Origin of the sequence: Chitinophaga rhizophila (assembly GCF_019492185.1) — a bacterium.
In the GTDB taxonomy this organism is placed as follows: Bacteria; Bacteroidota; Bacteroidia; order Chitinophagales; family Chitinophagaceae; genus Chitinophaga; species Chitinophaga rhizophila.
This window is the reverse complement of record NZ_JAICCF010000002.1, coordinates 982,061-997,138: the sequence shown is the minus strand read 5'-3', so window position 1 is coordinate 997,138 and position 15,078 is coordinate 982,061. Positions and strand designations below refer to the sequence as shown.

Sequence of the window (15,078 nt, the reverse complement as noted above, 5' to 3'; positions counted from 1 at the left end):
ACATAATGTGGACGTCCTTCTCTCAGAAGGTATTACCGTTGTCTCCAGGGCTTCACAGTCACGTTGTTCCCGCTCACCTCGAATTGTACCCTTTGAGTAGCTTCCAGGGCAGCCAATAGATTGCCCGCTTCTTCTCGCCGGGAAATGACTCCGGTCAGATCGATTTCAGAAACATCTCCCTGGTAACTAACCTGAATGTCGTACCAGCGCGATAATTGTCGCATGATGGTTCTGATGTTGGTGTTCCTGAAGCGAAACTTACCTTCTTTCCAGGCAAGTGTCTGTTCCATATCCGCAGGGCTGATCTGGAAATGATCATCGTTTGCAGACAGACTGGCCTGATGACCAGGCTTCAGTATACTGGCGTTGTTACCGTGTTTTAACTGCACGGCTCCATCTACCAGTGTTGTTTTAATGGCCTGTTCGTCCTGATAGGCCATGATATTGAAACTTGTACCCAACACATTTACCTGTACCTCATTCACTTTTACATGAAAAGGCTTGTCAGCCTGTTGTGCCACCTCGAAATACGCCTCTCCGGTTATCTCTACATTCCTTTCCTGGCCGGTAAAGGCAGTTGGAAACCGGATGCTGCTCGCTGCATTTAACCATACCCTGCTACCGTCGGCAAGCGTCAGCTGGTATTGTCCGCCATGTGGTGTTACGACTGTATTGTACATTACCTTATCTGCTGCACCACCTCCATTGTAGCTTAACCGGCCGTTGCTGTTGCTGACCTGCGTATTCCCCTGCTGTGCTAATGTGCCACTGCTGGCACTATCCAGCGGTATAACCGTACCGTCTGCCAGTGTCAGCATGGCTTTGTTAGATCCTGGTAGTAGTGGTTGCCGCTTTCCGACAACTACTTGCTCATGCTGAGGTAAAGATCCGGAGAAGTAATACACTCCTGTCGCTACCAGGCCCGCTACCATTGCTGCTGCCAGTGAACTGTATACCAGCCTTCTGCGTTTTATTATCCGCAGACGGCTGTTTTCAATTCTGCCTTCGCTGAAAATACCTTCCAGTATCGCCTTGCCATCCTGTTCCGTCCATCCCATATCCGGTGCCTCACTGTATAATGTCTCCATGATATCAGCTTTGACGGCAGCTGTATACGCGTCATCTTCTACTGCCTGCATTAACTGCAGGTACTCTTCACGGGTAATGTCACGACGTTTATACTTTTCTAGCAATCGCTTTATTTCGGATATTGTCATAAACGATTTATTTGGCACTGGTTGATAGATATAAAGACGATTGCCAAATTGTAAAGGAGTATTCCCCGGAGAAATTTTTTTTCTTATTGATAATCAATTTGGTATGACGGATGGGTAAATTATTCCCCTGATCTTCTATTATTCCTAAGCCCGCTTCCCTATCCATATATCTGCTGCCCCAGGATACCATGCTGCGCTGTTTCGCCCCTATATCGCCAGTCAATCTTTAGTTGTGACACTCCCAGGATCTACACGATGCATCATTCACCTGGAAAAACCTGCCTGCGTTGAAAATGCCGGTTATCTCTCATTGCGGAACTGAAAATCAGGGTTAACTGCGTCAATTATCTGTTGACAGTATGCTGTTTATACAGGCTTAATGTTTCATATCAACCATGCACCAATTCGTCACCAAAAGGGCACCTCAATATCCCCGGGATATCGAAGTGCCCTTTTGGTGACCTTATGAATATGAGATGATATGAAACATCAACCGATATCAGACCGATAACCGGGAAACATCTATTTGCGAGGTTTAGGAACTTTATCCGCCAACGGAGCGACGGTAGGGGGAAGGAATACTTGATGGTAAATTAAAAGGTATAGAAGGAAGATTGTCAGTAAAGTAATCGATGATAGGCTGAGGGGATAGCTGCAAAGAAAGTGAACACCTGGCAGCTGTAACAATCGGGTATGACGATATTTGGGGACGGGGTAAGGCAGTTAAATATGCAGCTGTTGCTTTACAAAGCTTCTCACGGTCTGTACAGCCAGCTGCATTTGTTTTTTGACGGTATGGATGGAGATATTCATCCTGTGGGAAATTTCTTCATTAGTCATCCCCTCCTTCCTGGCAATGTATACTTTCTTTCTTTCGGGCGGAAGAGCAGAAACAGCTTTGTTCAGTAGATGGTCATACTGGCGTTCTTCCAGCCGGTAGTCCGCATCTGCAATGGTAGCAGGTTGCAGCATGACAAAGTTGTCCAGGACTTTCTGCAGGGTTGCCTGCTTCTTAAAACTATCATATATATGATTACGTGTGAGGATGAACAGGTAGCCGGTAAGGTCTTCTACATCAGACATAGCTTCCCTTTTCAGCCATATTTTCAAAAAAACTTCCTGTACGACCTCCCTGGCCGGTATGGTGTCTTTTAAATAAAGCATGGCCGCGCTGAACACTTGCTTACTGTAATGATTAAATACAAGTGTATATGCAGACTCGTCACCCCTGGCAATCTGCTGTAATAATTCCCGCTCCCCTGGTAAGGATGATTGTAACAATTTTCCTATCGTTTGAATGCTGGCAGTAAAATTAGGAACAAAAAACGAAACCGGGAGGACCATAGCGGATGAACGGATTGCCATAATAACGGTTTTCAATTTATAATTTGCGGATATATTAAAGTCTCTGAATATTCGTGCATACTTATACCTCATTGAATATGAGCGGCACAAAGTCGGCTATATCTTTACCGATACGCAGGTTTGTCCTTTATTTTAGCCCCGGACAATTTTTTGCTACTGCCAACGGGTAGTTCGTGATTTTGAAGCATGCAGAAGATAATCTGGCTTTTCTTTCTAATATGTCTCTGCTGATAAGAACCGCCTTTACTGGGGAAACCCCGCACCTTCCGTCCGGTAATTGGAAGGACCAGGAAGAGATCTGACAAGATCAGGAAATCGGAGCATAGGAAGAGAGACCAGGCAGAGAAACCGACGAAAGGGTTCATGAGCGTATTTCCTGTTCAGCCAGGTGCTGTAATGATTCTAAAGTACTTCAGAAAAGACCAATGTCTTGCGTTTCGATTGGAGGGGGTGTGATAAGTTATTGTTGATTAATGCCTTAGGTGAGAGGTTTCCTATAAAGGTAAGTTCGTTTTTATTGGTGCTGGCGGGCAGAGGCATACAACCTCTGGGTGCAGTTATTATATTGTGGTTCAAACAGGAAATTCTATTATGAGAAAGGTCTTAACGTTATTGCTTTTGGCTGCAGGAGCTTCGCTACCCGCCGCAGCGCAGAAAACTTCAGGTAACCCCATTGTGCAGGGCTGGTATGCCGACCCCGAAGCTGTTATATGGGGAAAGGAGTATTGGATTTACCCTACCTATTCCGACAAGTATGAGAAACAGGTGTTTTTTGATGCTTTTTCATCCCGGGATCTGGTAAAATGGAAGAAGCATCCTCACATTCTGGATACATCAGCTGTGAAATGGGCTAATAAAGCCATGTGGGCCCCGGCAATAGTAAAGAAGGACGGGAAGTATTACTTTTTCTTTGCAGCTAATGACATTCAGAGTGACAATGAAGAAGGAGGGATTGGCGTAGCGGTGGCTGATAAACCAGGTGGCCCTTATAAGGACCATATCGGAAAACCGCTGATTGACAAGTTCCACAATAAAGCGCAACCTATTGACCAGTTTGTGTTTCATGACAAGGATGGGCAATACTATATTATATATGGTGGCTGGCGTCATTGTAACATAGCCAAACTCAATAATGATTTTAAAGGGTTCACACCATTTGAGGATGGTACTACCTTTAAAGAAGTTACCCCCGAGGGTTATGTAGAAGGTCCTTTTATGTTCATTCGTGACGGGAAATATTACTTTATGTGGTCAGAAGGCGGCTGGACCGGCCCGGATTATTCTGTAGCTTATGCTATTGCTGATTCACCGGCAGGCCCTTTTAAAAGGATTGGAAAGATATTACAGCAGGATGATAAGATTGCCAGAGGCGCAGGTCACCACTCTGTGATCAATGTACCAGGAACAGACCGTTGGTATATTGTTTACCACAGACGTCCGCTGACAGAAAAGGCGGCAAACAACCGCGTAGTATGTATAGACGAAATGCGCTTTGACGAAAATGGACTGATTGTACCTGTAAGGATTACAAATGAAGGCGTTAAACCAGATAAGCTGAAATAGTTAATCACACTTTAAGGCTATACGACCTGCCTGAAAAGGGGAGAAGGAGTTGTACCGTAGGATAGGTGCAACTCCTTTTTTTTGTCAAAATACTATCAGGAGAAGAAAAAGCGGAAAGGCTTTGGCACAGGAAAGCTAAAACGGTTTACATACAACCAATAACTGTTAAAATAGTATTTGGCAAAGCCTGTAAAAGGTTATAATTATGTACAACGCAATTGTTATTGTACGAAATGTTAAAATTGACTACATTCATTGTGTTAAATAAAAGTGAACAAAGAAAGATAGACGATTGTCTGGAGAGTGAATCAGTTATGAAATCCGGCTTTTAATTAGCCGTCCATGTAGTGAAACGTATCATTTATTAAATTTTCGGAACAAATATTAACAGTGAATTGTATTACTCGTAAGAGTAGTCAGACTTAGAGCAATTAGTGAACATATAACTAGTGAATATTTCATTTCCGTAGCAGATCTACTAAAAGATGCCAAAATCGGATTTGCACGGGAAGTAAGAACAATGAACAATTATTTAATCATCTCAAATTTCTACTAAACTATTGGTCAATTGCCGCCGTGTATTACACATAAAATTCTTCCGAGAAGAATAAGTGTCCAGTATACATTGTTGCAGATGACGTTGTGAGAAACGTAACACGGTTCAAAAAATATATCATGATGGAAGCATAAAAACATTGCTATGAGATAGCATAAGGGGGAAGTATTTTTTAACGACAACCAATTTTAATTATAACGAACAATGAAACGAAACACTGTCGCAAAGCGACCAGACTTTCTATGCCCGCAAGTGTCTGTCACTTGTCTATTCTCTAACCAAAAACTAAATCGATAATGAGACATCTACGTTTGCTGGTTGTTGCAATGCTGCTTTCCACGGTAGCATTCGCGCAAACAAGGCAGTTGCAGGGAACTGTCAAAGACTCGAAATCCGGTGCCCCACTTGGCTCAGTGAGCATAAAGGTGCAGGGTAAAAATATCTTTGCGATCACTGGTGCTGACGGAGCATTCACCCTGAAGAATGCACCTGATGGAGAGATTACATTAGAAACATCACTGATAGGATATACGTCAAAGGGAATTAAAGTTTCTGCCGGACAAACTTCTGTTGATTTCACATTGGAAGAATCTTCTTCTCAGTTAGGTGAAGTAACTGTAACGGCATTGGGTATCTCCAAAGAATCCAAGAAACTGGGTTACGCTGTTACCAAAGTAGACGGCGCTTCTCTTACCCAGGCGCGTGAGACCAACGTGGCTTACTCTCTGGGTGGCCGTGTAGCTGGTTTGAGCGTAAGTGGTACAAACGGTGGCCCGGGTTCTTCTGCCCGTGTATTGTTAAGAGGTATGGCCAGCTTTGGCGCAAGTAGTCCACTGTATGTAATCAATGGTGTACCGATGGATAACTCACAGCGTGGTGCTGCCGGTGAGTGGGGTGGTTCCGATAATGGTGATGGTATATCCAACATCAACCCCGACGATATTGAAAGCATGACGGTACTGAAAGGTGCGTCTGCATCTGCATTGTATGGTACACGTGCTACAAATGGTGTAATCCTGATTACTACCAAGAGTGGTAAGAAAGGTTCCATGCAGGTAGAATATAACATGAACTACACGATGGATAAAGCCATCGACTTCACCGAATTTCAGTATGAATATGGCCAGGGCCAGAATGGTGCAAAACCTGTCAGCGCGACTGATGCATTGGCAAGCACCCGTTTAAGCTGGGGTTCCAGACTGGATGGTTCAATGACGCCACAGTTTGATGGTAAATCTTACGCTTATTCTGCTGTAAGAGATAACATCAGCCGTTTCTACAGAACAGGTCCAACTTTCACTAATACGATCGCTATATCCAGTGGTGGTGAAAAAGGAACGTTCCGCGTATCTGCTTCTTCTATGGATAACCAGTCCATTTTAAGAAACAGCGGTCTGAAACGTAAGACCTTCAACCTGAACCTGGATCAGAACCTGACCAGTAAATTTAAAGTTAGTGCTCTGGTGAATTATATCGATGATCGTTCACAGAACCGTCCGCAGCTGAGTGATGGTCCGCTGAATGCTAACAACGGTATCTTCCTGGCTACAAACATTGATGAAGATATACTGAAGCCTGGTTTTAATCCTGACAACAATGGTCGTGAGATCGTATGGACAGATGATAACTATGTGACTAACCCATGGTTTGTCGTAAATCAATATGTTAATAACATCGACAGAAGACGTTGGATCTCTGCCTTGACACTCCGTTATGACTTCTCTGAAAGCCTGTATGCACAGGCCCGTATCGGGTATGACAACATCAATGACAGGAAGTTCAGAGTAACTCCATGGGGTACTGCTTATTCCACCAGCACACTGTCAAATGGTACGTTGGTGAGTGGTGACCTGGATCTGCGTAACGAACAGTCTACAGAGCTGAACGCAGATGGATTGGTAGGTTACAAAAAGAACCTGACAGAAGATTTCCAGGTTGACCTGGCAGTGGGTGGTAACTACCGCAAGAGAACTTTTGAGATGATGGGTGTAGCTGGTAACCAGTTCATTGTACCATACGTGTATTCTTTCAGTAACGTAACCAACTTTGGCAGGAACTATGACTATGAGTCAAGAGAATCACAGTCTGCTTATTACACGGCTGACTTCTCTTATAAAGGCTTCCTGACAATAGGAACGACCGGCCGTTATGATGTGTATTCTACATTGCCTGCAGGCAACAGAAGCATCTTCGTACCGTCTGTTTCCGGTAGCTTCATCTTCTCAGAACTGCTGAACATACCTAAAATGACTTACGGTAAGTTACGTGCTTCATATGCGAATGCAAGTGGTGAGCCGGTGGATGCATATATCACACAGTCCTATTACAACGTGGGTAGCACTATCGGTGGTATCAGCACCGGAGACTTTTCTTCTACACTGCCAAACCTGTATCTGAAGCCATTTACGCTGAAAGAAGCAGAGGTAGGTCTGGAATTGAAATTCTTCAACAACAGATTAGGCGTTGACCTCGCTTACTTCCATCGTCAGACGAAGAACGAGATCATCCAGGGTACTATCTCTCCGGCAAGTGGTTATGAGAGAGCTTACTTCCCGACCGGATCTACGCAGAACACAGGTTTTGAAGCGGCTATCAATGGTACCATCGTATCTGGCTCTAAGTTTAGCTGGAATGCCTCTGTGAATGGTACATTCATCAAAAACAAGATTCTTGATATCTATGGAGATAACAGCAGCAGCACCGTGCTGACCCTGGGCACCTACCGCCCGCTGAATGCGAATACCGCACTGGTAAAAGGCATGGCGGGTCCACAGATCCTGGCATACGATTTCAAACGTAATGATAAAGGTGAAGTACTGCTGGATAACTCAGGCTTGCCGATCAATGATGGCGTACTCAGACCAATGGGTAGCGTACTGCCTAAGTTCTTTGGCGGTATCAATAACGATTTCTCTTTCAAAGGCTTTAACCTGTCTTTCCTGATAGATGGCAAATTTGGCGCAAACATCCTTTCTGCAACCAAAAACTATGCAGTACTGCGTGGTCTGGATAAAATGACACTGGAAGGAAGAGAAGAAGGCATCGTTGCTGATGGTATCATTGAAAGTACCGGCGCACAGAACACAGAGCGTGTAACTGCACAGGCTTACTACCAGGCGTTTGCTAACAAGATTTCCAAAAACAACGTACTGAGCGCTGATTTCATAAAACTGCGTCAGGTAACCTTTGGTTATACTGTAGGCAGCAAAGTACTGGGTAGAACACCATTTGAATCAATCGGCGTATCTCTGGTTGCACGTAACCTGCTGACCTTCATGAGAAATTCAGACAATATAGACCCTGAAGCCGGATTCTCTTCACTCATCAACTACGCAGGTATCGAGGGTACAAGCTTACCTAGTACCCGTACATATGGTGTGAACGTGAATGTAAAATTTAAAAAATAATGAACATGAAAAAAGGTTTGCTATATATAACCCTTGGGGTGGCGCTGTTCACGTCAGGATGTACCAAAGACTTTGATGAAATCAACACTGACCCGGTGGCAGTAGATGCTGCCAGATACAACGCTAATCTGCTCCTTTCCAAGTCGCAATATCAATACGCGAATAAAGGATATGCGCAGCTGCTGTTTCAGAGTATGTGGCCGCAACTGCTGGCATCTACCTTCAACTATTACAGTAATGGTGATAAGTATGTAGCGTCATCAGGTATTATAGGTTACCAGAACCAGTTGTGGAATGATGATTACAGAGGAGCAAGCTTTGCGTATGAAATGACGCAGCTGGCTAAGGAGAAGGGGCTGACGAACCTGGAGAATGTGGGTGTTATTATGAAGGTACTGATCATGCAGCATATCACTGACTGTTATGGCGATGTGCCTTATTCTCAGGCGCTGTCTGGTAAGACAAATGTGTTCACACCTGAATATGATACACAGGAGTCTATTTATACTTCCATGCTGACAGAACTGGATGCCGCAATTACTAAACTCGATCCAGCAGCCGATAAGCTGACTGCAGATCTGTTCTACGGTGGTGATATTGCAAAATGGAAACGCTTCGGTTATTCCCTGATGTTACGTTCTGCTATGCGCCTGACCAAGGCAAAACCGGAACTGGCCCGTCAGTATGCTGAGAAAGCAGCATCACTGGGTACATTCCAGAGTATTGCAGACAATGCAGTTTGTACCAGTGACAACTCTACCGGCAATGGTAACGGTACCAGCAATGCATTACTGGTGGTGGAAGACTACAGAGAAGTAAAATGGTCTAAAAAGCTGATCGATTACCTGCGTGTGAATAACGATCCACGTCTGGGTGTATCAGCTGAAATACCACCTGCTGGTCTGGCTGCAGGTACTAACAGCTCACTGGCTGGCAACAGGGATAGCAGTGTTCAGAGAGGATTGCCTAACGGATATGACCTGGCAGGTGGCGCTACGGATGTTACCAAGAGATCTGACTACCCGGGTAGTACAGGCGCTGCCGGAGATGTTTATCTGCTGGGAAGATATTCCCGTCCTACGACAGCTATTTACCTTAGCCGCAGTGCACCCATCTTTGTGCTGACATATGCCGAAACTGAGCTGTTACTGGCTGAAGCTGCTGTACGTGGCTGGACTATTCCTGGTACTGCTGCTGAGCATTACAGAAATGGCGTAGTAGCTGCATTACAGAGCCTGGCTACTTTCAGTGCAAGTGCTACTATCAGTGCAGCTGATGCCAACGCATATGCTACTGCTCACCCGCTGGATGTAAGTTCTGCTAATGCTTCTCTGAAAATGATTAATGAACAATATTGGGCTACCAATGGTTTATTATTCAACTTCATCGAAGCGTGGATCAACTGGAGAAGATCTGGTTATCCTGTACTGACTCCGGTGAACTACCAGGGTAATTTCACTGGTGGTACAATACCAAGAAGAATCGCTTATCAGTCTACAGAAGGTTCTACCAATCCTGTTAACTACCAGGAGGCCGTTAAGCGTCTGCAGGGAGGCGATAACTATACTTCCAGAGTATGGTGGGATGCGCAATAATATAACTGTCAAATCTATGCTAATGCGACTCCAAGGGGTCGCATTAGCTTTTATCCCAACCTGCTGCCCTACGTAAAAACATACCTGAATGAGAAGCTATTCCACAACGGCACTCCAATGTAGTGCACTATCAGCAGTTCAATGTTGCCTTATTTTCCTGCTTGCTGGTTTTGTTACTTCCCGTACATCCGCTCAGCAACCATTATTCCAGCAGTTGCCCGCCAAAACTACCGGTATCAAATTCAGTAATAACCTGAATGAAACGGAGAAGTTAAATGTACTTGCATATGAATATTTCTACAATGGTGCCGGCGTAGCAGTTGGCGACATTAATAATGATGGTTTGCAGGACCTGTTCTTTACCGGCAATATGGCACCCAATAAACTATATCTGAATAAAGGCAACCTGGTATTTGCTGATATTACCAGAGATGCTGCCAAAGGCCTGGAAGGAAAGCCGGAAGGCTGGAAAACAGGCGTAACCATGGCCGATGTAAACGGTGACGGACTACTTGATATCTACATTTGTTACTCCGGTAAAAAAAGCGATGCGCTGCGCAGAAACCAGCTATTCATTAACCAGGGTAATGCAAAATTTGCAGAGAAAGCAAATGAGTATGGTCTGGATGATCCGGGTTATAGCACCAATGCAGTATTCTTCGACTATGACAATGATGGTGATCTGGACATGTTCCTGCTCAACCACAATGTGATCAAGATTGATAACATGGAGTTTGCAAGATACCGTAATGAAACGGACTCGCTTGCAGGCAACAAGCTTTATCGTAATGATAAAGGCCACTTCACTGAAGTCAGCAGACAAGCGGGTATCATACAGAATCCTCTGACCTTCGGACTTGGTGTAGCTATCGCAGATATTAACCAGGATGGCTGGCAGGATATCTACGTAACCAACGATTATAATGAACGCGACTACCTCTACATAAATAAGCATGACGGTACTTTTGCAGAAGATGCGACCAACTGTTTTACACACCTGTCACACTTTTCCATGGGTGTGGATATCGCCGACTTTAACAATGACGCCCTGCCGGATGTCATGACACTGGATATGCTGCCAGAAGATAACCAACGTCAAAAGCTGTTACAGCTTCAGGAGAACTATGAGTCTTTTGAACTGATGTTATCCCAGGACCTGTATAAACAATATATGCGCAATATGCTGCAGCTGAACAATGGCGACGGTACCTTCAGTGAGATCGGACAACTGGCAGGCGTATCTAATACAGACTGGAGCTGGTGCCCCCTGATAGCAGACCTGGATAATGACGGCTACAAAGATATCTTCGTTACCAACGGATACCTCCGGGATTATACCAACAAAGACTTCTTACGTTACTGGGGAGACTATAAGGTCAAAAAAGCTATTGACAGAGAACCGGTATTATTAATGGATCTTGTCTCCGCCATGCCGTCCACTGCATTGCAGAACTACGTCTTCCGCAACAATAAAGACCTTACTTTCTCTAATATGCAACAGGCCTGGGGCTTTGACGCAGGTGGTATATCCAGCGGCGCTGTATACGCAGACCTGGACAATGACGGCGACCTGGAACTGGTTATTAACAAAATTAACGAGCCTGCAGCGGTATATAAAAACATGACCCGGGAGCAGCAAAAGCCGGCTGCCTACCTGTCTTTTAAATTGAAGGGACAGGGTATGAACACGGCTGCCATCGGTGCAAAGGTCTATGTGTACAGCAAAGGCATACAGCAATACCAGGAAGTAAACCCCAACAGGGGGTACCTCTCTGCCGTATCTACGCAACTGCTCTTCGGACTAGGGGACAATCCAACAGCAGATTCGGTGAAAATCATCTGGCCTGATAATACTGTACAACGGCTCACTGATGTAAAGGCAGATCAGCTACTGACGGTAGCATACGCACCTAATGCCGGAACGAATGAGCGACAGACTGTTGCCGGTACATGGTTCCGTAATGCAGACAGCCTGTTTACCTACAAGCATACCGAGATGGCGGAGAATGACTTTAAACGCCAGCTGCTGATGATGTTTATGTACTCAAGAACAGGACCGGTATTTGAAAAAGCTGATGTGAATAAGGACGGATTGGAAGATATGTACATTGCGGGCGACAGCGAACAACCTGCCGGCATCTATCTGCAGCAGGCCGGAGGTAGATTTATCAAAGGTACAAGGATCGTTTCAGGTATAGATATGTCTTCCCAGGTGGCTGCCGCAGCTTTCTTTGATGCCAATGGTGATGGTGCGCCGGATCTGTATGTAGCCAAAGGGGGATACAGCCTGTTTGAACCAGGTACTCCCGCCCTGCAGGATGAATTATACCTCAACAATGGCAAAGGCAATTTCATGCTGGCAAAAGGTGCATTACCAGATGTAAGCGCCAGCAGTAAATCATGCGTCAGGCCGTGCGACTTTGATAATGACGGAGATATTGACCTGTTTATCGGAGGACGAGTCGTTCCTGGTAAGTATCCCACCGCACCTGTCTCTTACCTGCTTGTCAACAATGGTAAAGGTCAGTTCACAGCAGCCACAGTTCCTTTTATCAATAGCGGCATGATTACAGATGCACGCTGGACAGATATCGACCAGGACGGCAGAAAGGACCTGGTTTTGTGTGGAGAGTTTATGCCGCTGACCATATACCTGAATAAGGCAGCCGGCTTTACAGATGCAACAGCGCAATACTTCGAGCGTCCTGAAAGTGGTTGCTGGTTTGGTATGACTGTAGCCGATATAGATGGTGATGGCCATGCCGATATCATTGCTGGAAATATGGGCGCTAATACCCAGGTACGCGCTTCTGAAAAGCAACCCGCCGAGTTATACTATGCAGACTTTGATAAAAATGGTTCTATAGATCCATTCCTGAACTTCTATATCGATGGGGTAAGTTATCCATTCGTGAGCAGAGATGAACTGAATGAACAGATATATCCTATGCGGCGCAAATTCTCGTCCTATCGCAATTATTCTAATGCTACCATGAAAGAGATCTTTTCTGCAGAGGAATTGAATCAGGCCGGCAAACTGACCGCTACTGATACCAGGACCCGCTGCCTGCTGTACAGGAATGGAAAGTTTGTACCTGCAGCATTGCCGGTGGAGGCACAGTTTTCAGTAGTATCGAAGATTCTGGTGGCAGACTATGACAAGGACGGTAAGCAGGATTTATTACTCTTAGGCAATCATAGCGACAACCGCCTTAAGCTAGGCAGCTTTGACGCAGGATATGGCTGCTTGCTGAAAGGTGATGGTAAAGGCGGCTTTACGTACATTCCCCAGACAGTATCAGGAATGTGTGTAAAAGGCGATGTTAAGTCCGCAAGCCTGATGGAGCTGAATGGACAACCCTATGTCATGATAGGTGTAAACAACAAAGGTCTAACCCTGTATAAAGTTAACTAAGCTATGAAAAGATGGATCGTCCTGCTGATATTGGTATGCCAGTCAGGATATGCGCAACAACATAAAACTACTTTTACTGACTATATACAGCCGGCCGTATTCTCACTATCCATGGTGATGATGCATGATGTGGTTAATCCGCCTGCCGCCTGCCGCTTCTATGGATATGCAACGATGGCTGCCTATAGTATTGTGGCAGCTCATAATAGAGAGGTGCCGGCAGCTTCCTCCTTCATACGTTCTTACCCGGAAATAGCAGTACATGACAGCGGCAGGGTGTACGATCACCGTATTGCTGCTGTGTACAGTATACTTGAAACAGGTCGGCAGATGCTTCCTTCCGGTTTTATGCTGGAGAAGGATGAGGAGAGACTGGTATTGCTGTTTAAGAAAGACAGGGTACCAGACAGTATTATCCGCAATTCTATTGCCATCGCAGTAGATGTGGCGAAACAGGTGGTACAATGGTCCCGGCCGGACGGTTACGGTAAGCTGAGCACCCGGGTGCGCTATACGCCGGTAAAAGGAGAGGGGTACTGGTACCCTACGCCGCCGGCTTATATTGAAGCGGTGGAACCACACTGGAAGACGATCCGCCCGATGGTGATTGATTCCTGTAACCAGTTTATACCGCTGCCGCCTGTGCCATTCAGTAAGGACTCCGCCAGCGCATTCTTTGCCCTGAATAAGGAAGTCAGAGATGCGGGAGTACATCTTACTATGGAACAGCGGGTTATTGCCTCATTCTGGGATTGTAATCCGTTTGCGGTAAGTACCTACGGCCATATGGCAATTGGTTTTAAAAAGATCACACCCGGGGGGCACTGGATGAACATTACTGGTATTGCTGCCCGGAAGGCACAGCTGGACTTTGATAAGACGGTGCTGGTGCATGCTATAGCAGCAGTAACCATGACAGACGCGTTTATCAGCTGCTGGGATGCAAAATATCAGAGTAACCGCATCCGGCCTGAAACATATATCAACCGGTATATTGATGTACGCTGGAAGCCCTTACTGCAAACGCCTCCTTTCCCGGAATATACCAGCGGACATAGCGTGGTATCCACAGCAGTAGCCACTGTGCTGACGTATATGATGGGAGACAATTTTGCCTATGATGATAACTCAGAGGAGATGTTTGAGATACCTGCCCGGAAATTTACATCCTTCCTGGCAGCTTCCAGAGAAGCCGCCATATCCCGCCTGTACGGGGGAATCCACTACCGGGATGCCATCGACAATGGTGTAATACAGGGGCAGCAGGTAGGAGAGAAGGTAGTAGAAAAGATCAGGGAGGCAGGCATAAAGCCAGTCTATGGTAAAAAGTAAGTTTATGCACAAATAACGGAATATGTATATGGGTTGATATATATTTACAGCTGAATACTATACCTATACCTACAACAATGAAATATCTGTTACTTGCGCTTGCCTGTTGCCTGGCAGGATTCTCCACATTTGCCCAGGAAAATATGATTTATGGCAAAAGACACCTGATTACCGTCGAAACGCCTACAGACTGGGTACAGATGCAACATGCGCAACTTCCCTATATGATTGTTCCGGCAGATACTAAAAGCCAGCCGGCAGCCTATATGTACGTCTTTGGCATGGATTATCCCACTTCTCCCGATGTGGAAGCCTGGATGAAGTCTAATACCGAAGCGCTGGAAAAGGCAGTCAAAGGGGCCACAATTAAGCCGCTGGATGTCACATTGGACAATATCCGTCCTGAAGGATATACCACAGGGCGTTATAAAGCTGTATTGTACATCTATCCGAATGGTAAAAAGGAAGTGCTGTTGGCCATAGAATGTAAGCATACCATTGTTACAATTGTATGTTCAGTCACAGATGGAACTTTGTTCGAGCAATATCTGCCGGCATTTACCGCAGCGGCAGGGTCTTTACAGATATCGGAAGCAGAGATTACCACAGTAGAGGAGAATTAAACGGA

8 protein-coding genes are annotated in these 15,078 nt (G+C 45.4%); 6 read left to right on the top strand and 2 right to left on the bottom strand.

What is annotated here, in order from left to right; translation table 11 throughout:
* Window positions 1-32: 32 nt before the first annotated feature.
* Both K1Y79_RS13025 and K1Y79_RS13020 read right to left on the bottom strand, forming a co-directional pair.
* Window positions 33-1,217, bottom strand: a complete 1,185-nt coding sequence (locus tag K1Y79_RS13025; RefSeq protein ID WP_220250490.1) for a FecR family protein — start codon at window positions 1,215-1,217, stop codon at window positions 33-35.
* A 723-nt stretch (window positions 1,218-1,940) separates the two neighbouring features.
* The gene (locus tag K1Y79_RS13020) at window positions 1,941-2,582 is read right to left on the bottom strand and encodes an RNA polymerase sigma factor (RefSeq protein WP_220250488.1); all 642 of its coding nucleotides are present in this window, start codon (window positions 2,580-2,582) and stop codon (window positions 1,941-1,943) included.
* 591 nt (window positions 2,583-3,173) lie between these two features.
* On the opposite strand from K1Y79_RS13020, the gene K1Y79_RS13015 reads away from it, so the two are divergent.
* The 6 genes from K1Y79_RS13015 to K1Y79_RS12990 all read left to right on the top strand — a co-directional run bounded on the left by K1Y79_RS13015 (window position 3,174) and on the right by K1Y79_RS12990 (window position 15,073).
* Window positions 3,174-4,145, top strand: coding sequence for a glycoside hydrolase family 43 protein (locus K1Y79_RS13015; protein WP_220250487.1), 972 nt, complete (start codon window positions 3,174-3,176; stop codon window positions 4,143-4,145).
* A gap of 852 nt (window positions 4,146-4,997) precedes the next feature.
* Window positions 4,998-8,108, top strand: a complete 3,111-nt coding sequence (locus K1Y79_RS13010; RefSeq protein WP_220250484.1) for a SusC/RagA family TonB-linked outer membrane protein — start codon at window positions 4,998-5,000, stop codon at window positions 8,106-8,108.
* Window positions 8,109-8,113: 5 nt separating this feature from the next.
* On the top strand, window positions 8,114-9,703 hold the full coding sequence (locus tag K1Y79_RS13005) for a SusD/RagB family nutrient-binding outer membrane lipoprotein (RefSeq protein WP_220250482.1): 1,590 nt from the start codon (window positions 8,114-8,116) through the stop codon (window positions 9,701-9,703).
* Between the two features lie 88 nt (window positions 9,704-9,791).
* On the top strand, window positions 9,792-13,118 hold the full coding sequence (locus K1Y79_RS13000; protein ID WP_220250480.1) for a VCBS repeat-containing protein: 3,327 nt from the start codon (window positions 9,792-9,794) through the stop codon (window positions 13,116-13,118).
* A 3-nt stretch (window positions 13,119-13,121) separates the two neighbouring features.
* Window positions 13,122-14,450, top strand: a complete 1,329-nt coding sequence (locus tag K1Y79_RS12995) for a vanadium-dependent haloperoxidase (protein ID WP_220250479.1) — start codon at window positions 13,122-13,124, stop codon at window positions 14,448-14,450.
* A 77-nt stretch (window positions 14,451-14,527) separates the two neighbouring features.
* Window positions 14,528-15,073, top strand: a complete 546-nt coding sequence (locus K1Y79_RS12990; protein ID WP_220250477.1) for a hypothetical protein — start codon at window positions 14,528-14,530, stop codon at window positions 15,071-15,073.
* The last annotated feature ends 5 nt before the right edge of the window (window positions 15,074-15,078 follow it).